Source organism: Gemmatimonadota bacterium (genome assembly GCA_041390125.1).
GTDB lineage: Bacteria > Gemmatimonadota > Gemmatimonadetes > Longimicrobiales > Gaopeijiaceae > JAGQIF01.
Genome location: JAWKQN010000005.1, coordinates 116,472 through 140,421 on the forward strand (window position 1 = coordinate 116,472; position 23,950 = coordinate 140,421).

Here is a 23,950-nt window from a genome sequence, read left to right on the forward strand (position 1 = left end):
CGTTCGGCGTGGAGAGGCGCGGGGGGAGCCGCGGTCGAGCACCCCGCGGGCGGCAAGTTGAGGGCCATCTCCCCGCGGCTGTCGCGGCGCTTCGACGCAGCGCGGACGCCACCCCGTCCGCAGGGGCGCGGCTAGCCTCTGAGCTCCGCTGCGACCTCGTCGAGCACACGCAACGCCAGATCCAGATGTCCCGAGGGGGCACTGACATGCAGACCCTGGACGCGTGCGTGCAGCGCCAGGACGGTCTCCACCGAGATGCGCACCCCTTCGGCGAGCGCGTGGGAAGGCCCCTGGCTCTCGGCCCGGCGCATCCGCTCCAGCACGGACTCGGGGATGGAGATGCCGGGTACTTCGTTCGCGAGGAACTCCGCGTCGCGCAGCGACGTGAGGGGTCGGATGGACAGGAGCGTGGGGATCCGCCAGCGCGCCGTCCGTTCCAGGAAGCCGACCATGAGCTCGGGGTCGAAGACCGCCTGGGTCAGGGCGTACTCGGCGCCCGCCTCCACCTTGTAGGCGAAGCGCTCCATCTCGCGGACCGGGTCGACGGCGGCGGGCCGCGCCACCACCCCGATGACGAACCGCGTCGGCTCGCCGATCGCCGCGCCGCCGGGGTCGACGCCGCGGTTCAACGCCGCGACGACGTTGGTCAGGCCGATCGAGTCGATGTCGAAGACGGCGGAGGCTTCCGTGTAGGGCCCCATCGCCGACGGGTCCCCGGTGGTGAGGAGCAGATTGCGCAGACCCGCGCCCGCGGCGCCCAGCAGGTCGGAGATCATCCCGACCATGTTGCGGTCACGGCAGGTGTAGTGGACGATCGGCTCGATGCCGACCTCGCGCTGGATGACCAGAGCCGAGGCGATCCCGCTCATGCGGCCGTGGCCGCGCGCGTCGAGCACCGCCATGGCGTCCACACCCGCCAGGTAGGCCTGCCGCGCCCGATCCACCATGGTGGAGGGGTCCCAGCCCTTCGGGGGCACCAGCTCGACGCTCGTGATCCATTCGCGGCGCACGAGCTTGCGTCCGAAGCGGGACCGCTCCTCGAGCGGGGTGGAGGGCGGGGGAGCCGGCGCCTCCGCGGTCGGCGCGCTGACCCCCACCGCCGGATGCCGGGGTTGTACGGCTGCCACCGAGTCGCGGATGCGGCGGATGTGCTCGGGCGTGGTCCCACAGCACCCGCCTACGAACCGGGCACCGGCCTCGATCAGGCGACGCGCGTACCGCCCCATGTAGTCGGGGCTGGCCATGTAGATCTTGCGGTCGCGCACGGAGCGCGGAACGCCCGCGTTCGGTTGCGCCACGAGCGGACCGGCGAAGATCTCGGCCATCTCCTCGATGGCGTCCAGCATGACCGCGGGTCCCACGGAGCAGTTCAGGCCGGCGACGTCGACCTTCCATTCCGCGAGGGCGGTGGCGAGCGCGGCCGTGGGCGTGCCCAGAGGAGTCCGACCGTCCTCGTCGACGGTCATCTGCGCGATGAGCGGCAGGTCGGTCTCGGCGCGGGCGGCCTCGATGGCGGCTCGGATCTCGTCGAGGTCCGCGAACGTCTCGAACAGGATCCCGTCCACGCCTCCGTCCACCAACCCCCGGATCTGACGTCGGAAGTACCCCTTGGCTTCATCGAACGCAGTGGGACCCCAGGGCTCGATGCGCACGCCGAGCGGGCCGACCGCACCCACGACCACGGCCTGACCCCGGGCCGCATCGCGGGCACAGGCCACCGCGGCCGCGTTGATCTCCTCGGTGCGACCCTCCAGCCCGAACGCGGACAGCTTGACCGGGTTGGCGCCGAACGTGTTCGTCTCCAGGATCTCGGCACCGGCTCGCACGTACTCCTCGTGGATGCCACGGATCAGATCCGGCTCGCTCACCGACAGCTCGTCGTAGCACACATTGACGAACACGCCGCGCTCGTAGAGCAGCGTGCCCATGGCGCCGTCCATCACGTGGACGCGCCCGTCCTCGATGAGCGCGCGCAGCCGGCTCACAGCGCCTCCGGCTCGTAGGCGAGGTTGGGCGACAGCCAACGCTCCGCTTCCTCCATCGACATGCCCTTGCGCGCGGCGTAGGCCTCCACCTGATCGCGCCCGATCCGCCCGATCCCGAAGTACTGCGCGTCCGGGTGGGCGAAGTACCACCCGCTCACGCTCGCGGCCGGGATCATGGCGCAGCTCTCCGTGAGCTGCACACCGATGCGGGCGGCGTCCAGCAGCCGGAACAGCGTGCGCTTCTCGGTATGGTCCGGACACGCCGGGTAGCCCGGCGCCGGCCGGATGCCGCGATACCGCTCCTGGATCAGGGCGTCGTTGTCGAGCTGCTCGTCGGGTGCGTAGCCCCAGAGGTCGGTACGGACCCGTTGGTGCAGGTGCTCGGCGAACGCCTCTGCCAGGCGGTCGGCCAGCGCCTTCGCCAGGATGGCATTGTAGTCGTCGTGATCCTGTTCGAAGGAGGACACCAGCGCGTCGAGGCCCACACCGGCCGTGACCACGAAGGCGCCGGCGTGGTCCTCGAGCCCCGCGTCGGCCGGGGCGACGAAATCGGCCAGGGACAGATTGGGCCGGCCGCCCTTGTCGAACTGCTGGCGGAGCTGGTGGAACACGGCGTCCGGTCGGGCCCGATCACCGTTGGTGTAGACCTCCACGTCGTTGTCCCGCGCGGCCGCCGGGAACAGACCGACGATCGCGCGCGCCGTCAGCAGCTTCTCGCGCACGATGCGGTCCAGGAGGCGCTGCGCGTCCGCGAGGAGCGAGCGTGCCTGCTCGCCCACCACCTCGTCGTCGAGGATGTCGGGATACTTGCCGGCGAGCTCCCAGGTCTGGAAGAACGGCGTCCAGTCGATGAACGGCACCAGCCGCTCGAGCGGGTAGTCGTCCAGGACGGTGATCCCCGGGGTCCGGGGCGCCACCGGCCGGTAGGCGCTCCAGTCCGCGCGATGCCGTCGCCGTTGTGCCTCTTCGAACGTCAGGTTGCGCTGCCCCGCGCGCCGGTCGCCCTGTTTCCGACGCAGGTCGGCGTACTCCTCTCTGACCTGGCGGGCGTAGCGGGGACGCTGCTCTCTGTCGAGCAGCGCGCCCACCACGCCCACGCTGCGCGAGGCGTCCAGCACGTGCACCACGGGGGCGTGATAGCGCTCCTCGATCTTGACGGCCGTGTGCACCTTGGAGGTCGTGGCGCCGCCGATCAGCAGCGGGAGGTCGAACCCCTCGCGCTCCATCTCGGCGGCGACGTGCACCATCTGGTCCAGGGACGGGGTGATCAGGCCCGAGAGGCCGATGATGTCCACCTGCTCGGCGCGTGCGGCCTCGAGGATCTTCTCGGCCGGTACCATCACACCCAGGTCCACGATCTCGTAGTTGTTGCAGGCCAGGACCACGCCCACGATGTTCTTGCCGATATCATGCACGTCCCCCTTCACCGTGGCGAGCAGGATGCGCCCCTTGGCGCCGGTATCGCCGGCGGCCTGCTTCTCCTGCTCGATGAAGGGGATGAGGTAGGCCACCGCCTTCTTCATCACCCGGGCGCTCTTGACCACCTGGGGCAGGAACATCTTCCCGGAGCCGAACAGGTCCCCGACGACGTTCATGCCGTCCATGAGGGGGCCCTCGATCACTTCGATGGCGCGGTCCCGACCCTGGCGCGCCTCCTCGGCGTCGTCCTCGATGTGGTCGGCGATCCCCTTCACGAGCGCGTGCTCGATCCGGGCTTCCACCGGGAGGCTCCGCCACGCCTCGTCCTCCTGGACCGTCTCCGTGCTGCCCCGGTAGCGGTCGGCCAGGGCCGTCAGGCGCTCCGTGGCGTCGGGGCGTCGGTCGAAGAGCACGTCCTCCACGGCGTCGCGCAACTCGGGCGGGATCTCGTCGTAGACCGCCAACGCGCCGGCATTCACGATGCCCATGTCCATCCCCGCGCGGATGGCATGATACAGGAAGGCTGAATGCATGGCCTCCCGGATCTGCGGGCTGCCCCGGAACGAGAAGGACAGGTTGCTCACCCCGCCCGAGATCAGGGCATGGGGCAGGGTGTCCTTGATGCGGCGGGTGGCGCCGAGGAAGTCGAGCGCGTAGCGATTGTGTTCGGCGATGCCCGTCGCGACGGCGAACACGTTCGGGTCGAAGATGATGTCCTCGGGCGCGAAGCCGACCGTCTCCGTGAGGATGCGATAGGCGCGCGTGCAGATCTCGACCTTCCGGTCTTCCGTGTCGGCCTGTCCGGTCTCATCGAACGCCATGACGATGACGGCGGCTCCGTAGCGCTGCACCAGACGGGCCTTGGCGATGAACTCCGCCTCTCCGTCCTTCAGGCTGATGGAGTTCACGACCGGCTTGCCCTGTACGCACCGCAGTCCAGCCTCGATGACCTCCCAGCGCGAGGAGTCGACGACCACCGGCACGCGGCTGATGTCGGGCTCCGCGGCGATGAGGTTCAGGAATCGACGCATGGCGGCCTCCGCATCCAACAGGCCTTCGTCCATGTTGACGTCGATCATCTGGGCCCCGCTCTCGACCTGTTGGCGGGCCACATCGAGCGCGGTCTCGTAGTCGTCCTCGCGGATCAGGCGCGCGAAGCGCGCGGAGCCCGTGACGTTGGTACGCTCCCCGATGTTCACGAAGAGCGATTCGGGCGTGATCGTCAGCGGCTCCAGGCCGGCGAGCCGGCACGCGGGTTCGGGGCGCGCGGGTCGGCGGGGCGGCAGGTCGCGGACCGCTTCCGCGATCGCCCGGATGTGCGCGGGCGTGGTGCCGCAGCAGCCGCCCACGATGTTGACGAAGCCGCTCTCGGCGAACTCGGTGATGACCGCGGCCATCTCGGCGGGAGACTCGTCGTACTCGCCGAACTCGTTGGGCAGACCGGCGTTGGGGTGGCTCGAGACGAAGCAGTCGGCGGCCTCCGCGATCTCCTCGAGATAGGGCCGCAGCTGCCGGGCCCCCAAGGCGCAGTTGAGGCCCACCGAAAGCGGGCGCGCATGCCGCACGGACCGGTAGAAGGCCTCGGGCGTCTGCCCGGTCAGGGTGCGTCCGCTCTGGTCGGTGATCGTGCCGGAGACGAGCAGGGGCACGTCGATGTCCCGCTCGTCGAGGAGGCCGGTCAACGCGAAGAGCGCCGCCTTGGCGTTGAGCGTGTCGAAGGCGGTCTCCACCATCAGCACGTGCGCACCCCCGTCCAGCAGGCCGGAGGCCTGCTCCCGGTAGGCGTCCACCAGCGCCTCGTACGTGACGTTGCGGTAGCCCGGATCGTTGACGTCCGGGGAGATGGAGGCCGTCCGGTTCGTGGGGCCGAGGACGCCGCACACGAAGCGGGGACGCTCGGGCGTGCGGGCGGTGAAGTCGTCGGCCGCGCGGCGGGCCAGGCGCGCCGCGGCCACGTTCATCTCGTAGACCAGCGCCTCGGTGCCGTAGTCGGCCTGGGCCACCCGATTCGCGTTGAAGGTGTTGGTCTCGAGGATGTCCGCGCCCGCGTCGAGATACTCGCGGTGGATGGCCTCGATCACGTCCGGGCGGGTCAGGACCAACAGATCGTTGTTGCCCTGCAACGGGGACGGATGTTCGGCGAGACGCTCCCCGCGGAAGTCCGCCTCCTCGAGGCCCCGGCGCTGGATCATGGTGCCCATGGCCCCGTCCAGGACCAGGATGCGCTGGGCCAGGAGGCCCTCGAGGAGGCTGCGGATGGTGTCGTCGGGTCTGGTCACGGAGTCTCTCGCTGGAGGTGCCGGGCCGGCGGGTCTGCACCTTCTGGACCAGCCCGCCGGAGTCACGCCGCCCTGGAGGGGGCGCCGGCTTCGGATTCTGTCGTGGTGGAAGCGGCGAGAGCACGCCAAAAGATCGCTTTGATGGAAGCGGGCCTTTTAGCGGATTGTTTAACGTGGCCGCAATACGCCGCAAATCACCACGGGATCGATTGTCGTGGGGCGCTACCCCGGCCCCCGGAGCGGGTTCCCGAAGGGGGGCCCCCGCCCCGGCGGGGCGGCGGGGGCGGGAAGCGGAGGCGACGCCCCGCTCAGGGGTTCAGCCAGTAGCTGACCTTGATCAGGAAGACGTTGTCCGGCCGGACGCTGAAGAGGCGGTCCAGGTCACGACCCAGCTCGAAGGAACCGTCCAGCTCGCGCGAGCGGTCCCGCCCTTGCGACCAGACGAGGAACAGCGCGGAGCCCGGTCGATACTCCCAGCGCAACACCACGTTGCTGCGGAATTGGCCGAAGGCGAAGTCCGGGTCGTCCCAGCGTTCCGGGCTTCCGTCGCCGTCCACGTCGGCGGTCCACGCGTCGCCGTCCGACGCGGCGCCCAACGCCCGCAGGCGGTCGTCGTACTGCTCGGCGCGCGGATCGGCCACGGTCTTGAACGACCGGTAGGCGCCGCCGGCCAGGAACGGCTGGGCGTAGAGCTGCAGGGACAGCTCTGGAGTGAACGTGTAGTCCACCCGGGTGGTCAGGCTGAACGTCTTCTGTTCGAGGCGCGCGAGCAGGTAGTGGTCCTCCCCGCCGGCCTCGATACGCTGCACCCACTGCCGATCGTCCACGTTGTAGCTGAACTGGGGCCGAAGCGAGATCTGGGCTGCATTGGAGGCGCGCCAGGTGCCCCCGGTCCCGACGCCCACGTTCCAGGAGCCGGATTCGGGTCGGCGCCCACCCCAGCCGTTGAGCTCGAAGCGGAGGGGGCGGCGGCTGTCGGACCAGGCCCCCATCCAGCCGTTCCAGCTGGACTCGGTACGGAAGAGCGGACCGCCTCGCAGCATGGTGGTCGAGTACGATCCCACGTTGTGGCCCACCCCCGCGTAGCCTCCCCAGAAGTTCTTGAACGTCAGGCTGCCGTTCACGTTGCCACCCAGACCGGTGCGCTCGCGAGCGAAGGTGAAGTTGCTCCAGAGATTCACGTTCACGTTGAAGCGATTCAGGCGCGCGGTGGGCGTCGTGTGGTGATAGCCCAGCCACGCCCAGGGCGAGACGTAGTCGGTGGAGCGCATGAAGCCGATGTCGTTGGCCTCGAAGCCCGGAGAGCGGGCCTGGAATCCGGTCGCATAGCGCCAGAACCCACCCGCGTAGCGCCCGATGTTGAGGTTGCTCGACCAGCCCGCCATCGACGTGCGGGTGGGATCCACCTCCACGTGCTCAGCGTCCGGCCGCTGGAAGAAGCGGGCAGACGAGCGTTGGGTGGATTCGATCGCCTCGGCCGAGCCGGTCACCCAGGAGCCCACCACGAAGCCCTGGACTTCCCACTCGTCGTTGGCGAAGCGGTGTCGGAAGTCCACGCCGCCGGTGTAGCCGCCCGAGCGGATGTCGAGCCGGTCGGACACCTCGCGGTCGCGGTTGACGCCGGTCGCCACGAGCCCGATGGCGCTGCGCCCTTCGCGGAAGTCGCGCATCACCCGCCCCACGACGTAGTTGGTGAGCGGCTCGACGGCCTGGGTCTCGACAGCGGCCACACCGTCGCCGATCCGCGCGCGCTCCTCACCCGTCACCGCGTGCAACAGCCCCACGGACCACCCGTCGGCGGTCTTTCCCGAGAGCTTCCACGCTCCGAGGATGCTGGTCTGGGCGTCCGCGTCGGACCACCCGTCCCCTGCGTCGGCGCTGCCCTGGGGCGCCCGGCCGATCCGTCGCGAATAGAAGAGGGATTCGTTGGCGTCGTCGCCGTCCCCCTGGGAGAGCCGGAAGTTGAAGATGCTGGAGCCTTCCACGAAGAAGGGCCGGCGCTCGGCGAAGAACGCCTCGAACGCCGACAGGTTCACCTGCCCGGGGTCGGCCTCGACCTGGCCGAAGTCCGGGTTGACCGTGAGGTCCAGCGTCAGGTTGCTGGTCACGCCGTACTTGAGGTCGGCGCCCACGGTGCCGAAGACGTCGTTGCGCTCGTAGAACGGATTGGCGAGATCGCCCGTGGCGCGGGTGAGCCGGGCCACCGTGTAGGGCAGCAGCTCCATGTGCCGCGGCGAGGTCAGGTTCTTGAGGCCGCGCAGCTCGCCGAAGCGGGAGACCGTGGCGTTCTCCTGCTGGGACAGCGGAGCCCAGACCGAGCGCTCCTGTCGCCGGGCCACCTCGCGCATGAAGTTGATGCCCCACGTCTGGATGGGCGCGGACTCGAAGCGGAGCTGCGAGTACGGAATCCGGAACTCGGCGCTCCAGCCTTCATCGTCGCGCTGTACGGCCACGTCCCAGACCGCATCCCACGACGAATCCTCCTGCGTGTCGTCGAAGCGGTACCAGTCGGACTTCACGCCCAGCGGGTTGACCGCGAACTGGAACGCCGTGCGGCGATCGAAGTAGCTGTCGATCACGACGTGCACGCGATCGGAGTAGCCCGAGTCGTCCCGCCGCGCGAGCTGGGCCGCGATGAGATCGGGTTCGCGGTCGAACGCCCGGAACGCGACGTAGAGGGCATCCACACCGTACAGGACCCGCACCTCGGTCCGCTCGCTGGCCGCCGCGCCTTCGTTCGGCTGATACTGCACGAAGTCGGAGGCCACCGGCGCCGAGCGCCAGACCGGATCGGAGAGGTCCCCGTCCACCCGGGGCTCCTCCGTGGTGATGGGCACGGCCTCGAGCACCGGAGGCGCCGCCCGTCGCGCCGAGGCCGCCGAACCGCCCTCCTGGAGACCCTCCTGGGCCGCGAGGGGAGGGACGCAGGAGGCGAGGGCGAGCAGGAGCGCGAGATGGGTGCGGGGCATCGAGGTCTGGGCAGGAGGAGTGGGTCCGGACGACCGTCAGCGTGGGTCCGGGCACATCGTTGGACGGACGCGGACACGGGAAGGTTGCGAGGGCCTACGGGCCGGATCGGCCTCGGGTTTCCTCCTCCCCCTTCTTCCGCGGGCCCTTCCGCCCCAGAATGCCGGTCGTGACGAGCCCCCGATGGAAGGAGGAGCAGTGGCCGCTGGGGAGCGATTCTCCACGGAGGTGTGGCAGGCCGGTCCGCGGTTCTTCAAGGCCCACGGACATGGCAACGACTACCTGGTCTTCGCGCGCGGAGAGGGGTGGCCTGTCACGGGGGCGACCGTCCGCAGGATCTGTGACCGCTTCCGGGGCCCGGGCGCGGACGGCGTGGTGATCGTGGATGCTGCGGTCCGACCCTTCGCGCTGCGCATGTTCAATCCGGACGGCGGCGAGTTCGAGAAGAGCGGCAACGGTCTGCGGGTCACTGCCGCCTGGTTGCATCGGGCGGGGTGGGTGGGAGACGAGCCCTTCGCCGTGGTGGTGGGTGGGGCACGGGTGGAGATGACGGTCCACGGACGCGACGCGCACGGTGCGCTGGACATCAGCGCCGACATGGGCCAGGCGCGCTTCGGAGCGGACGCGGTGGACCTGCAGGAGGATGGGGCGCTCCTCGATCCGGACGGGCGGGAGTTGGACGCCGTCGTGGTCTCGATGGGCAACCCCCACTGTGTCGTGTTCGGGCGTTCCGCGGACGAGCTGGAACTCCTGGGTCGCTGGCTCTCGGCACATCCACGCTTCCGGCACGGCACCAACGTGCAACTCGCCGCCGTGGACGGGGGGCGTCTCGACATCGCCATCTGGGAGCGCGGTGTCGGCCACACGCATTCCTCGGGGACCTCCGCCTGCGCGGCGACGGCCGCGGCGATCCACAGCGGCCGACTTCCCTCCGGACGGCACGCCGTCCACATGGAGGGGGGGGTCTTCGAGGTCAGCGTGGACGAACGCGGGTCGGTCCGCCTGCGCGGTCCGGTCGAGGAGGTGATGGAGGGGACGCTGGCCGACGTGCTGCTGGAGTCGCTGGGTCGGGCGGAAGGCCCCTGACCCGGGCCCGCGTGCGGGCCCGTCCGGTCCTGCCCGCGAAGCGGGTGCTCCGGGGGAAGCTCGGCGCTACGTGCGGACCCGGCTGAACAGGATCAGACCTGCAGCCAGGAACGTGAGGTTGGGCAGCCAGGCCGCCAGCAGGGGGTCGAGTCCCCCGCTCTCGCCCACGGCGCCGGCCATGCGCAGGAAGACCATGTACAGGATGGTCGATGCCAGCGAGATGCCCACGCCGAAGGACGCACCCCCGCGCTTGTAGCTCGTCGCCAGCGGGAGGCCGAACAGGATGATCACGAGCGTGGCCGCGGGGATGGCCAGCTTCTGCTCGCGCTCGACCCGTAGCTCCGTCGGATCGCCACCGGAGCGTTGGATGGTCTCGATCATCTGACCGATCTCCCCGTAGGTCATCTGATCCTTGTCCGGCGGGTCCTCCAGCAGCTTGGTCGGCGGCTCCCCGAACCACTGCGTGCGGTAGTCCTCGAACGCGTAGGCGCGCTCGCCTTCGCTCAGGAAGTGGCGCACGTACCCGTCGTGGAAGGTCCAGCCGCTCTCGTCGGACCAGGTGGCGCGGTCCGCGATCAGGTGGAAGTCCACGCCGCGGCCCTGTGCGGCTTCGCGCTCCAGCGCCACCTGCTGGATGCTCTTCTCCGGCAGCGACAGGCGCTGCACGGTCAGCGTGAAGCCGTTCTCCGTCTGGTACACGAAGTTCGTGCGCCAGTCCTTGCGGACCTCGCGCTCGCGGAAGCGCTCCGCGGCCATCTGTGTGGTACGGGGCACCAGCTCGGTCAGGCCCAGCCCCACCCCCGTGAGCAGCAGTCCCATCAGGACGAGGGGTGCGACGAGCCGATGGAAGGAGATCCCTCCGGCCTTGGCGGCCACCACCTCGTGGTGGGAGGTCATGTTCTGGACGGTGAAGACGGCCGCGATCAGCGCGGCGATCGGGAAGGACCAGAGCATGTACTGCGGGAACTGGAAGACGTACCCGAGCAGCATGTCGGACGGAGGCACCCCCCTCGACATGTACACGTCCACGCGTTCGGTCAGGTCTCCGATGAGGAACAGCATCGGGGCGCCGATCACGAAGGCTCCGAACAGCCGGAGGAAGCTCGTGACGACCAGCCGGTCGAGGATCCTCACGCCGGGCCCTCGCGTCCCGACACCGGATGGCGGAGACGGAGCTTGACGGCGTGCCAGAGGTCGTCCCACCCGCCGCCCCGCATGCTGGCGGTCTCCCGGCCCATGCGGCGCACCAGGAGCAGTGCGAAGGCCCCGAAGATCAGGTTCGGTGCCCACATGGCCCAGAAGGGCGGGACCACTCCGCGATCGGCGAGGTTCTCGCCGCCGATCAGACCGGTCCAGTAGACGCCGAAGATGGCCACGGACGCCGAGATGACCATGCCCACCCCCCCGCGGGGGAAGCGGATCGCGAAGGGCACGCCCAGCAGCACGAACACCAGACATGCGACCGAGATCGCGTACTTCTTGTGGATCTCGACCCAGAAGCGGGCATGGTTGTCTCCCGCGATCTCCCACCGGGCCTTGGAGGTCCGGATGGCCAGGGCCGTACCCCGCGTCATGCCGTCGTCGGGGATCTCCTGCCGGAGCGCGACCGTGCGGGAGACGCTTCCCGCGCCGGCCGAGGGCGGGGGGGCCAGCGAGTCCGCGTCGATCGGCAGCCCCAGGGCCTTGCGCACGGCCGTGGTGGACTCGCGACGGGCCTCCTCGCGGGCCGTCGCACGCTCCGTTTCGTAGTCGGCCGCCTGCTCGCGCAGCATGGCCACCGACATCTCCCGGTCGCTGCGCCCCGCCTCCTCCGCCCCCCGCTCGAGCACGTCTCCCACCCCCCGGAGCGGGATGATCTGCGTGGAGAAGCCCGTCCGCATGAGGCTGCCGGGCCGGTTGTCGTCCGTCTCGACCACCATCCCGTCGTGCAGGGTGAGGTAGAGGTCGGTCCGGGCCTCGTTGAAGGCCATCTCCCCGCGGTCGGCGTAGATGGTGCGGTGGCGGGCCGGCTCCGTGACGTCGAAGATGGTCACGTCGCGCAGCGTATTCGACGCCTGATCGATCTCGGTGGCCTGCAGGTAGTAGGAGGGCGTGCCGCTCTGGGTCCCCGTCTCGATGGCGTTGACGACCTGGTCCTGGAGCTCGAAGGTCGGGCTCTTGTTGGCGATGTCGATCATCAGCTTCTTGAGCCGATGGTTCGCTTCGGGGAGGACTTGATCGTTGAAGTAGAAGGTGGCACCGGTGGCCAGGGCGCCGAGGACCAACATCGGGACCAGCAGCCGCGAGGGGGGCACGCCGCCGGCCCGCATGGCCGTGATCTCACTGGCGGCCGTGAGGTCCGCGAACGTATAGAGGACGGCGATGAGGACGGCCATCGGCAGCGTCAGCGCCACCGTGTGCGGCAGGGACAGCCAGAGGAACTCGCCGACGACCTCCCAGCCCAACCCCTTGCCCACCAACAGATTGAGACGCTGGGCCACCGCGTTGAGGAACAGAAGGCCCGTCAGCGCCCCCAGTGCGAACAGGAAGGGACCCGCGTGGGACCGAGCCAGATAGCGTGTCAGGATGCCCATGTCGTTTCGGTTCGGATCGGACCGGGGCGGCGGGAGCCCGCGCGGCTGGCCCGATCTACCCCGCCCCTGCTCCCCCGATCCCCCCGAGCGCCCCGGCCCGGGAGTTGGACCGTGCGGTGAGCCGGCTCCGAACCGCGCTCGGAGCGCTGGTCCTGGGGCTGGCCGCGACCCCCGCGCTCCTCGCGCAGGCCCCGCCTCCGGATTCCACCGCGCAGCAGGATGTGGGCCTCCAGGTCCGCTTCCGGGGACGGGGGGAGCTGGGCGGCGACTGGACCCGGTTCCGGCCGTGCGAGGCGGCGCTCCAGGTCTCCTGCCAGGCCGGGCTGCTGCCCCGCATCACGCCGGACCTCCAGTTCGGGCTGGAGGCGTCCGGGAGCATCTTCGACCGCTTCTTCGTCGACGTCGACTACGAGCAGGCGCGGGAGTTCTCGGCTGCGAACACGCTCAACCTCTCCTATCGCGGGCGCCCTGGGGAGTTCATCGACCGCATCGAGGTCGGGGACGTCAGCTTCGATCTTCCCGAGTCCCGCTTCCTCACGCAGTCCATCCCGGCCGCCAACCTCGGTATCCGCGCGACCGCGCACGCCGGGCCGGTCTCGTTCCAGACCGTCTTCGCGCAACAGCAGGGCGACGTGGAGAGCACCACCTTCCGGCCCGCCGGCCTGGGCGGGACCGAAGCGTTCGTCCGGCGCGACACCCTCGTGCTCGACGACGCCGACTACGTGTCGGGTCAGTTCTACTTCCTGCTCGATCCGGGGGCACTCGAAGGATATCCGCACGTCGACGTCCTCGCGTTGACCCCGGCCGACGCCCCGGCCGCGCAGGCCCCCGGTTCCGCTCCCATCCAGCTCTATCGCTTCGAGGCCGAGCCCGTCGTACGTCAGCAGGTGGAGGGGTACATCCAGGCGGATGCGGTCGCCGAACGGGCCGGGGACGTGGTGGTGGAGTCGGGGTGGTTCCGCAGCCTCTCTCCGGAGATCGACTACTTCGTGCATCCGAGCGGGCTGTGGGTCGGGCTGCGGCGCCCTCTGCTGCCGGGCGAGATGCTGGCCGTCACGTACATCGCCGCCACCGGGGACACCATCGGCGACTACAACCCCGAGCGCATCTACACGCTCGGCGGTCGCCCCCGCCTGCGCCTGCTGAAGGCGTCGAGCCCCAACCACCAGCCGGGACGCCCCACCTGGGAGCGGGAGATGCGGCAGATCTACCGCATCTCCGCCGCGAGCGACGTCGACCCCGGGACCATTGCGCTGGCGCTGTCGGTCGGCGAGCTGACCGGTGGGCGCACCTTCACACGGGGGAGCGCGGGGGAGTTCTCCTACCTGCGGTTGTTCGGGATCGATTCCCAGTCGCCCGTGGACCAGGTGGACCGCTCCGTCATCTACACGCCGGCCGAGGAGTCCGTGGGGGACGTGCCGGCCGTGCCCGGCACCTATCTCGTCTTCCCGACCCTGCGCCCGTTCGCCCAGCCACCGCCGCTGCCGTCGTTCGGCCTCGACGCCTCGGAGGCCGCCGCGCTGCTCGGGGAGCTCGCCAATCCCGCGATCTACGACGAGCCCGATCCGCTGGAACGCCGGAGCGCAGGGCTGTTCCGCCTCAACCTGGAGTTCACGGTGCGGAGCGAGGGCACCCTCGGGACGTTCTCCCTGGGTGCATTCGGGATCCGCGACGGATCGGAACGGCTCATGCTGGGCGACTACCGTCTGCGGCCCGGTGAGGACTACCTCATCGACTACGACATCGGCACGGTCACGCTCATCGATCCCCAGGCGCTGTTCACGCGCTTTCCCCGCGAGAGCCTGAGCGCAACCTGGGAGCAGAAGTCGCTGTTCGAGATCGCTCCCACCACGATCCTGGGCCTGGGGGTGGACTACCGGGTGGGGGAGCGCGGCCGCATCAGCCTGCTGGGGATGTACCAGTTCGAGCGTGAGCTCGTCCGGCGCCCCCAGCTGGGGGTCGAGTCCTCGGCGGTGTGGCTGGGCGGGGTCAGCGCCGACTTCACGCTGGCGGCACCCTGGCTGGACCGCGCGCTCGCTCGTCTGCCGGCGACGCCCTCCCGGCCCTCGTCGCTGCGGGTGAGCGGAGAGGTCGCGCTCTCGTTGCCCGACCCCAACACGCAACGCGACGTCTTCCTCGACGACTTCGACACGTCCAACGAGTTGCCGCTGCCCCGGTTCGCGTCCCTGTGGCGGCTGGGGAGCGCGCCGGCCGTCCGCGACGGTGCGGAAGCCGAGCTTCCGGTCATGCTCGGCGCCGAGGAGACCGCGCCTCTCGTCTGGCAGCACACCTGGCGCACGCCTCAACCGGGAGGCGATACGGCGAGCGTCTTCGAAGGATTCCTCCCGCAGGAGATCGATCAGCAGCTCACGGTGCTCGGCAGCCCCACCCGCGAGAGCACGCTGCGCATCGCGTTCGGGGCCGGCGACACGCGCCCCTACGGCGAGCCGCGCTGGCGCTCGTTGACCACGTCGCTCTCACCCACGGGTGTGGACCTCTCCCGCAGCGAGTACCTGGAGTTCTACGTCGCGGACGGCGACTCCCTCACGCTCATCGTGGATCTGGGCGTGGTATCCGAGGACGCGATGTTCGTCGATTCGCTCGGCCTGACGAGCGGCGTCAAGCCGAATGGGACGTTGTGGGGTCTGGGCCGGCTGGACCAGGAGGCGGATCCCGCCCGCGGCGAGATCTGGTCCGATGCGCTCGACCGGTTCGGCGTATGGGGGGAGGGATGTCGCGATCAGCGGGGTGCCGTCTACCGCGTCGGCGATCCGGACGCGGTCTGCACGGCCGGGAACGGGCGGGTCGACACGGAGGACCTGGACGGCGACGGGAACCTGGACACGCTCGAGCGCTTCGTGCGCTACGTGGTGCCGCTCGACGACACCTCACCCTGGCTGGTCCGCTCACGCAGCGAGACGGGGACCGCCTTCCGCCTGTATCGGATCCCGCTGCGCACCGAAGCGGCCATCAATCCGGCCGGCCTCTTCACGGAGGCGGATTGGCGGGGTGTGAAACAGGTGCGTCTCACCCTGGCCGGCACCCGACCGCAGCCCTTGATCCTGGCAAGGCCGCGGATCGTGGGCTCGCGCTGGGTCAAGCGCGGCCTCGAGGGCGTGCTGGACGGGTTGGCGGGAGACGCGCTCACGGCGGGCGGGGCCGTGGAGGTGGCCGCGGCCAGCCGCGTCTCCGACGGCGACGCCTATCAGCCTCCGCCCGGGGTCCTGGAACAACTCGACGATCCCACGACGGGGCTGAGCGGACAGGGCGTGGAGTTCGCCGAGCGCTCGCTCAGCCTCCGCTACGAGGGCATCGCCAGCGGCAGCCGCGCCGAGGTGGTCCAGCGCTTCCCGCAGCGTCCCCGCAACTTCTTCGTCTACCGGCAGGCGCGCTTGTGGGCGTTGGCGCGCCGCGGCGATTGGGGTTCCGAACGTCCGACCTCGCTCTTCGTGAAGATCGGTTCGGACGCGGACAACTTCTATCTCTACCGGACACGACTTCCGGGGCCGGCGACCGGCGCGGTGCAGCCCTCCGACTGGCTCCCCGAGCTGGTGATCGACTTCGAGCAGTGGATCGCGCTGCGCCAACAGGCCGAGGCATTCCTGATCGCGAACCCCGGCGCGGTGACGGGTGAGCCCCTCGAGTTCTGGAGCGCCGATTCCACCTACGCGGTCGTCCTGCAGGACCGGGCCCGCGCGCCCGTCCTGGCCGCCGTGCGCGAATTGTCCCTCGGCGTGTGGAACCAAGGAGGCGCGGCCACGAGTGGAGAGGTCTGGTTCAACGAGCTGAGGCTCTCCAGGGCGGTGCGCACACCCGGTCTGGCTTCGCACGTGGATGTCGCTCTGGACGGGGGCGGGGTCTTCGAGACCCACCTCACGATCTCGAACCGCAACCCCTACTTCCGTCAGCTGCGCGACGAGCCCGAGTACTTCAATCGGACCACGCTGGCGCTCCGCACGACACTCCGCCTGGACCGCTTCGTGCCGGAGCGCTGGGGTGTGGACGTACCGCTCTCGGTGACCCACACCCGCTCGGGGGATGATCCCCGCTTCCTGGGTGGAACCGACCTGCGCACCGATCAGCTGAGCGGGCTGCGCCGCCCGGCGGACGGGAGCACCCGCGTCGGGGTCTCCTTCCGCAAGACGACACCCCTGGAGGGCGATCCATGGTACGGGCCCGTGGTCGAGGGCCTGGAGGCCAGCGTGGGGTTGACGACGTCGGACCTGACGACCGTCACCACCGCCACCAGCGGCCACGCGTTCGACGCGCGGATCGCCTTCCGCGCGCAACCCGACGCACGCCAGGTCCCCGTGCTCCCGTCCTTCCTGGAGGGTGTGGCGCATACACTGCTTCCGGACGCCTGGGCGGAGGCCCTCGCGGAGGCGGACGTCCGGTGGTCGCCGGAGCGCCTCCTGATCAGCACGGCCTACGAGGGCGACGAGAACCGCATCCGCCGCTTCGACCAGGTCCTCGAGCTCTCGCAGGACTCGCTGCAGTCCTCCACCCTCGCCCCGCGCTCCCGGCTGGAGACCCGCGCCGACGTGGGCTTCCGGCCGTTCCCCTCGCTCCGGGTGGGCGCGGACTGGACAACGGGACGCGACCTCCTCGATCCGGCGGATGTCGTCGGCGAGGCCGCCGTCCAGGCCCTGCTGGCGGAAGAGCGGTCCCGCATGCTGGGCGTCGACCTGGGTTGGGAGACGAATCGACAGCTGAGCACGCGCTTCTCGTTCGACCCGCAGGTCGCGGGGTGGTTGCGGACCGCCGTCGACTACAGCACCACGTACGGGTCCTACCAGGACGCGAATCTCGTGCGCCGCGCGTCCGGTTCAGGGCAGGCGCTCGGCCTGCAGCGCAACGTCGACGGGCGCCGCTTCGTGCAGGCGCGCGCCGAGTTGGATCCGGGCCGGTTGGTGGCCGAGCTGGGAGAGGGGCGCGACGGCTCGGGAATCTGGATCCGCCGCGCGTTGCAGGCACTGAGCCCGTTCGCGGTGTCCTGGCAGGATGGGATCAACGTGCGCCTGAACCGACAGGAGGTCGATCCGGGGCTCGCCTACCAGCTCGGGTGGATCGGGCTGGACGGCTATCGCTTCCTCGCGGGGGACACGGCTGCGTTCCTCGCGGACCGCTCCGTGTGGACGGTCGGAGGCGGGATGCAGCTGCCGGCCTCCCTCTCGCTGGCCGTGGATTTCCAGCGCGCGCTGGTCTCCACGTTCGACACGCGCTCCGATCGCGCGCGGGAGGACCTGACCTGGCCCAACGTGCGTCTCTCCTTCAGCGACCTGCCCGTGCCGGAGCAGGCCCGCCCGCTCCTGCGTCGGGTCACGGTGTCCGGCGGCTGGGTGCGGCGCGTGAGCGATCGTCGGTTCGGCGGTGCATCGGAGCAGCGACGGCGCGTCGAGGAGATCCGTGTGCCCCTGGACGCATCCGTCGCCTGGGCCGGCATCCTCAACACCACCTACCGCGGCGCCTTCGACGACGGCAACGGCACCGACCCGACCGGGCGCACCGACCGGGGCGGACAGTTGCACAGCCTCGCCCTCACGTCCTCGTTCCTGCCGCCGTGGGGGTTGGCCGACCGGCTGATCCGGCCGGTCTCCGTGTCCTTGCGCGCCACCTACACGCGGCAGGAGGAGTGCCGCATCGTGGTCGGGGGGGACGATTGCGTCCCGTTCGTGGATCAGCTCAACCGCTCGCTGTCGCTCACGCTCGACTCGTCGGTGCAGGACATGGACCTCGGGCTCGAGTTCGCCTACGTCGATCGCCGCTCCTTCGTCGGTCAGCGCTCGGGCTCCACCCAGTTCCAGCTCATCCTCTTCGGCCAGTTCCAGGCCCAGGCCCGCCTCTTCGCGGACGAGGGCCGGTAGCCTCTCGGCCGGTCTCCGTCGGCGACCGCTCTCCCCGCCTCCGCCGACTGGCCTCCCACCCGGCCTCTGCCGACCGCCTGTCGCCCCGCCTCCGCCGACTGGCCTCCCACCCGGCCTCTGCCGACCCCCTGTCTCCCCGCCTCCGCCGACCGGCTTCCCACCCGGCCTCTGCCGACCCCCTGTCGCCCCGCCTCCGCCGACCGGGGTGGTCGTGGGTGCGGCCCACCGACCCATGGGCGCGCCCCAGGCGTCGGGCGAACCTGCTCCATGGGCGAGCACGAGATCGAGTCGGTACGGCGGATGGTGGTCTTCCTGCTGGCGCTGGGCGCGTTGCGCCTCGCGTGGGCCTTCACTCCGTCGGCCCCTCCGCTCCTGGCCGGAGCGCCCGTCGTGGGCGATTCGCTGCTGGACGCCACCACCGCCGCCCTCGACGAGCGGACGCGCCGCACGCGGCCTCTGGAGGCGGGGGAGCGGATCGACCTGAACGGGGCAGGGGAGGAGGAGCTCGATCGTCTCCCCCGGGTCGGCCCCGCCCTCGCACGCGCGATCGTCGCCGAGCGCGAGCGCGGAGGCCCCTTCACCGGCATGGAAGACCTGACCCGGGTGCGGGGCATCGGAGCCGCCACGGCCGAGCGGCTGGCTCCGCTGCTGGAGATCCAGGGCGGGCCGGCGCCCACCGCGGGCTCGCGACCTCCGGTACCGCCGGACCCGGTCCTCTCCCTGGGTGGGGCCACCCCGGAGGACCTGCAGCGGCTGCCGGGGGTCGGCCCCGCGCTGGCCGCCCGCATCGTCGAGGTCCGGGCACGCCGGGGCGGGTTCGAGCGGGTGGAGGATCTCCTCGAGGTGCCCGGGATCGGGCCGGTCACCCTCGAGCGGCTCCGGGGCCGGGTACGGGTGCCGTGACCGACCCTTTCTGCCCGTCCACCGGCACCTTTGTTGCCGCACCCCGGGCCGCCGCCGCGCCTCCGGGAAGCCCTCGGGGGGACCGAGGCCGTGGACCCGCAGATGGCATCCTTTGTGCTGTGGGAGGGGCGCTACACCCACCCACCACGGTGCGTAGGGAGCGGATGGCGACCAAAGTCGCGGCCGACCGACTGGGCGATCTCCTGGTCCAGGAAGGCCTCATCACCAACGAGCAGCTGAGCGAGGCCGTACGGGAGGCCCGGGCGGGGAAGACCCGCGTCGGCTTCCAGTTGGTCAAGCTCGGCTTTGTGGAGGAGCTCGCCCTCACCCGCGTCCTGGCCAAGCAGCACCGCGTTCCCGCCGTCGACCTCAGCAAGATCGAGCTCGACGAGAAGGTCCTCCGGGTCATCCCCTCCGACATCGCCGTCAAGCACCTCGTGCTGCCGCTCCGCCGCGTGGGGCGCCGGCTCACGGTCGCGATGGTCGATCCCTCGGACCTGGGCGCCATCGACGACCTGAAGTTCATCACCCGCTCCGAGATCGAGCCGGTGATCGTCGGGGAGTTCACCCTGCGGGGGATCCTCGAGCGCTACTACGAAGCCGCCGACGACCAGATGGTCACCCTCCTCTCGGACTTCATCGACGAAGACGAGCTGGAGTTCGTGGAGGACGGGGAGGACGACGAGGTCTCCGTCGCGGCCCTCCAGGCCCAGGTCGAGCAGGCCCCCGTCGTGAAGTTCATCAACGGCCTCCTGACGGACGCCGTGATGAAGGGGGTATCCGACATCCACATCGAGCCGTACGAGAAGGAGATCCGGGTCCGCTACCGGATCGACGGCTCGCTCCAGGAGGTCATGAAGCCGCCGATGAAGATGAAGGCGGCGCTGACCTCCCGCATCAAGATCCTCTCCGACCTCAACATCGCGGAGCGCCGCGTGCCGCAGGACGGCCGCATCAAGCTCCGCATGAAGAACAAGGTCGTCGACTTCCGCGTGTCCACGTTGCCGGTGATCTTCGGCGAGAAGATCGTGCTGCGTATCCTGGACAAGGGGAACCTGACCTTCGACCTGTCGAAGTTCGGGTTCGAGCCCAAGGCGGAACGGGACTTCATGACCGCCATCGCCAACCCGTACGGGATGGTGCTGGTGACCGGGCCTACGGGCTCCGGGAAGACCACCACGCTCTACTCGGCGCTCTCCAAGGTGAGCACCGAGGAAGTCAACATCATGACGGCCGAGGACCCGGTCGAGTACAACCTCCACGGGATCAACCAGGTCCAGGTCCGCTCGGAGATTGGGCTCGATTTCGCGGCGGCCCTGAAGGCCTTCCTCCGTCAGGACCCCAACATCATCATGGTCGGTGAGATCCGCGACCTGGAGACCGGCGGGATCGCCATCAAGGCGGCGCTCACAGGCCATCTGGTGCTGTCCACCCTCCACACCAACGACGCGCCGTCCACGGTCACCCGCCTCATCGACATGGGGCTCGAGCCCTTCAACGTGGCGGCGGCGCTCAACCTGGTGACGGCCCAGCGGCTGGTCCGCCGGATCTGCAGCAAGTGCAAGGTGGAGGCGACCTATACCGAGGACGAGCTGCGGGCCGCGCAGCTGCCCGACGACTTCATCCAACGCGTCACCCTGTACAAGGGCGAAGGCTGCGACGAATGTGGGGGGAGCGGGTACCGGGGTCGGCAGGGCCTCTACGAGGTCATGGCCGTCACGTCGGCCGTTCGCAAGTTGATCATGCAGGCCGTGGGGACCGACGAGCTGCGCGAGGCTGCGGTGTCGGAGGGCATGCTCACGCTCCGCATGGATGGCCTGAAGAAGCTCGAGCGCGGCGTCACCACGCTCGACGAGATCGTCAAAGAGACCGCAGCGGCGAACTGACGTCGCATCATCCGTCCACCGACGCCACCGAGATCATGGAATCGACCGCGCCGATGCCCCAGGGTGCTCCCCCGCCGAGGAACGACCTCAGCCTGCGGATCCTCCTGGAGGAGTTGATCCGTCGCAAGGGCTCCGACCTGCACATCACCGTCGGAGAGCGGCCGATGATCCGGGTGGACGGCGCGCTCGTCCGCTCCTCCGTCGACCACGTCCTGACGCCCAAGGACACCCTGCAGCTCGCCTACTCGATCCTCACGGAAGCCCAGAAGAAGCGCTTCGAGACCGAAGACGAGTTGGACTTCTCCTTCGGCGTCCAGAACCTGTCGCGCTTCCGCGGCAACTGCTACAAGCAGCGCGGGTGTGTGGCGCTCGCGATCCGGCAGATCCCGTACGAGATCCATTCGCTGGAGAAGCTGGGTCTGCCCGGCGTGGCCAACAAGTTCGCGGAGAAGCCGCGTGGCCTGGTGCTGGTGACGGGGCCCACGGGCTCCGGCAAGTCCACGACCCTCGCCGCGATGCTCGACAAGATCAACCGCGAGCGGAAGGGCCACATCATCACCATCGAGGATCCGATCGAGTTCATCCACCGCCACCAGAACTGCGTGGTGAACCAGCGTGAGGTCGGCACCGACACCCAGAGCTTCGCGGCGGGCCTCAAGTACGCGCTGCGCCAGGATCCCGACGTCATCCTGATCGGCGAGATGCGGGACCTGGAGACCATCTCGGCGGCGTTGACGATCGCCGAGACGGGTCACCTGGTCCTGGCCACGCTGCACACCAACTCCGCGGCCGAGTCCATCAACCGCATCATCGACGCCTTCCCGGGTCATCAGCAGCCACAGATCCGGGCCCAGCTGGCCTTCGTTCTGGAAGGCGTGGTCACCCAGACCCTGCTGCCGCGGGCGCGGGGCACGGGACGGGTCATCGCCACCGAGGTCATGGTATGCACGCCCGCCGTGCGTGCGTGTATCCGCGACGAGAAGGTGCACCAGATCTATTCGCTGCTGCAGGCCGGGAAGAAGCACGGCATGCAGACCATGAACGACGCGCTCGCCTATCTCTACATGAAGGGCGATGCGTCGCTGGACGAGATCCTCAAGCGGTCTCCCGACCCGAACGAGCTCCTGCGGGCGGTGGGTGAGCCCGTCCCCTCGGGCCTGGACTGACCAGGCCCCTGAACCGGAATCCGTAGAGCCATGGCGAAGTTCGCGTACAGTGCCCGACCCGTGACCGGCGGGGACATCCAGACCGGCGAGATCGAGCTGCCGACGCGTGAGGAGGTGATGGCCTACCTCCACAAGCAGAAGATGATCCCGGTCTCCGTCCGCGAGGCGGAGAAGCAGTTCCAGCTCAAGTTCGGCACGGGCGTCAAGACGCGTGACATCGTGATCTTCACGCGTCAGTTCGCGACCATGATCAACTCCGGGCTTCCGCTGGTGCAGAGCCTGGACATCCTGGCCGAGCAGACCGAGAACCAGACCCTGCGCAAGACCATCAAGGACGTCCTCTACGACGTGGAGTCCGGCCACACGTTGGCCGACGCCATGCGCAAGCATCCCCGGATCTTCAGCGACCTGTTCGTCAACATGGTCGCGGCCGGTGAGGCCGGTGGTATCCTGGATACCATCCTCCTGCGCCTGGCGACCTTCCTCGAGAAGAACGACGCCCTCATCCGCAAGATCAAGGGCGCCATGGTCTATCCCGGCGTCATCATGGGTGTGGCGGCCTCTGCCGTCGCGATCCTGCTGATCTTCGTCATCCCCACCTTCCAGAACATGTTCTCGGCGGCGGGGATCCCGCTGCCGCTGCCGACGCAGATCGTCATCAACATGTCCTCCTTCCTGAAGGGGTACTGGTGGGCCGTGGGCGCCGGCATGGCCGGGGCGGTCTTTGCGATCCGACAGATCTACCGCACCGACGACGGGCGCCTCGCGATCGACAAGCTGATCCTGCGCATCCCCATCCTGGGTGACGTGCAGCGCAAGGCGGCCGTGGCGCGCTTCACCCGCACGCTCGGCACGCTGGTCAGCTCCGGCGTGTCGATCCTGGAGGGGCTGGAGATCACGGCCAAGACGTCCGGCAACCGCGTCATCCACGACGCGGTCATGGGGTCGCGGGCCTCGATCGCCGGCGGTGAGACCATCGCGGGCCCGCTCAAGGAATCGGGTGTGTTCCCGCCGATGGTGGTGCAGATGATCAACGTGGGTGAGCAGACCGGCGGCCTGGACGAGATGCTCACCAAGATCGCCGACTTCTACGACGAGGAGGTGGACGCCGCGGTCGAAGTGCTGCTCTCCGCCATGGAGCCCATCATGATCGTGGTGCTGGGCGTGGTGGTGGGCGGCATGATCGTGGCCATGTACCTCCCCATCTTCGACATGATCAACGCGGTGGGCTGACGTCCGCCGCGTCCGCAGGGACGCGCTTCGCTCCAAGCGCAGAGGGGGCTCGTCGCGTCGCACGCGGCGGCCCCCTCGAATCGTAGGAGCCGGTAGGCCGGGTGTGGGGACGGGCCCGGTCGTTTGTGCCGGTTCGTCGGGGTTCCCTGGAGCCCCTGCGCGGGGTCGCTCGCCGTTCCGGTGGCGTTCGTACGGTGGCTCGCTGCGCGGATGCGGGGCGTCGGGATGCTCGCGTTTGCCCGTTGCCGGGTGCCCCGCATCCGAGCCCCCGCGCCGGGGCTCCAGGGAACCCCGACGAACCAGACCAGCGGGACGGGCGGCCGGCCGTTGGCCGGCCTGCGTCCCTGGGGGTCGAGGGGGCAGCGGCGTGCTCCGGCTCCTCGTGGGGCTGGGTCAGGCGGGGGAGGTCTGATGCTCCGGCGTGTGGCGTGGCATGGCCCACACTGGTCTGACCGTCACTCCGCAGATCCCCCAAAGGTCTGACGGGGGTGGGCATCCTCGGCCCCCGGCGCGGGGGCTCGGATGCGGGGCCCGGGCTGTGGCGCGTCGGGCAGGCAGCCGCCCCGCATCCGCGCAGCGAGCCACCGAA

At 69.8% G+C, this 23,950-nt stretch carries 11 protein-coding genes and 1 riboswitch; of the genes, 6 read left to right on the plus strand and 5 right to left on the minus strand.

From position 1 onward, the window contains the following. Positions 1-131: 131 nt before the first annotated feature. The 3 genes from R3E98_05450 to R3E98_05460 form a co-directional block, all read right to left on the minus strand. Positions 132-1,985: a bifunctional homocysteine S-methyltransferase/methylenetetrahydrofolate reductase gene (locus tag R3E98_05450; protein ID MEZ4422832.1), complete on the minus strand. Its 1,854-nt coding sequence runs from the start codon at positions 1,983-1,985 to the stop codon at positions 132-134. Next, on the minus strand, positions 1,982-5,683 hold the full coding sequence (gene metH, locus R3E98_05455; GenBank protein MEZ4422833.1) for a methionine synthase: 3,702 nt from the start codon (positions 5,681-5,683) through the stop codon (positions 1,982-1,984). The genes R3E98_05450 and metH overlap by 4 nt, the downstream gene beginning before the upstream one ends. 136 nt (positions 5,684-5,819) lie before the next feature. Next, positions 5,820-5,894: riboswitch (SAM riboswitch) on the minus strand. A 97-nt stretch (positions 5,895-5,991) separates the two neighbouring features. Further along, positions 5,992-8,652 carry a DUF5916 domain-containing protein gene (locus R3E98_05460; protein ID MEZ4422834.1) on the minus strand — a complete coding sequence of 887 codons (2,661 nt, stop codon included), beginning with the start codon at positions 8,650-8,652 and terminating at the stop codon, positions 5,992-5,994. A gap of 181 nt (positions 8,653-8,833) precedes the next feature. Between R3E98_05460 and dapF the strand changes: the two genes are divergently transcribed. Then, positions 8,834-9,736: a diaminopimelate epimerase gene (dapF, locus tag R3E98_05465; protein MEZ4422835.1), complete on the plus strand. Its 903-nt coding sequence runs from the start codon at positions 8,834-8,836 to the stop codon at positions 9,734-9,736. Positions 9,737-9,802: 66 nt separating this feature from the next. Here the strand turns inward: dapF and R3E98_05470 are convergent, their stop codons facing one another. Further along, entirely contained in the window at positions 9,803-10,870 is a 1,068-nt protein-coding gene (locus R3E98_05470) for an LptF/LptG family permease (GenBank protein ID MEZ4422836.1), read from the minus strand. After that, the gene (locus R3E98_05475) at positions 10,867-12,309 is read right to left on the minus strand and encodes an LptF/LptG family permease (GenBank protein ID MEZ4422837.1); all 1,443 of its coding nucleotides are present in this window, start codon (positions 12,307-12,309) and stop codon (positions 10,867-10,869) included. The genes R3E98_05470 and R3E98_05475 overlap by 4 nt, the downstream gene beginning before the upstream one ends. A gap of 116 nt (positions 12,310-12,425) precedes the next feature. On the opposite strand from R3E98_05475, the gene R3E98_05480 reads away from it, so the two are divergent. From R3E98_05480 to R3E98_05500, 5 genes are all read left to right on the plus strand, one after another. Further along, complete coding sequence (locus tag R3E98_05480; protein ID MEZ4422838.1) at positions 12,426-18,173, plus strand: hypothetical protein; 5,748 nt, start codon at positions 12,426-12,428, stop codon at positions 18,171-18,173. A 267-nt stretch (positions 18,174-18,440) separates the two neighbouring features. Continuing rightward, positions 18,441-19,076: a helix-hairpin-helix domain-containing protein gene (locus tag R3E98_05485; protein MEZ4422839.1), complete on the plus strand. Its 636-nt coding sequence runs from the start codon at positions 18,441-18,443 to the stop codon at positions 19,074-19,076. A gap of 164 nt (positions 19,077-19,240) precedes the next feature. Further along, on the plus strand, positions 19,241-20,962 hold the full coding sequence (gene pilB, locus R3E98_05490; protein ID MEZ4422840.1) for a type IV-A pilus assembly ATPase PilB: 1,722 nt from the start codon (positions 19,241-19,243) through the stop codon (positions 20,960-20,962). 35 nt (positions 20,963-20,997) lie between these two features. Beyond that, positions 20,998-22,128 carry a type IV pilus twitching motility protein PilT gene (locus R3E98_05495; GenBank protein MEZ4422841.1) on the plus strand — a complete coding sequence of 377 codons (1,131 nt, stop codon included), beginning with the start codon at positions 20,998-21,000 and terminating at the stop codon, positions 22,126-22,128. A 30-nt stretch (positions 22,129-22,158) separates the two neighbouring features. Further along, positions 22,159-23,361 carry a type II secretion system F family protein gene (locus R3E98_05500; protein MEZ4422842.1) on the plus strand — a complete coding sequence of 401 codons (1,203 nt, stop codon included), beginning with the start codon at positions 22,159-22,161 and terminating at the stop codon, positions 23,359-23,361. The last annotated feature ends 589 nt before the right edge of the window (positions 23,362-23,950 follow it).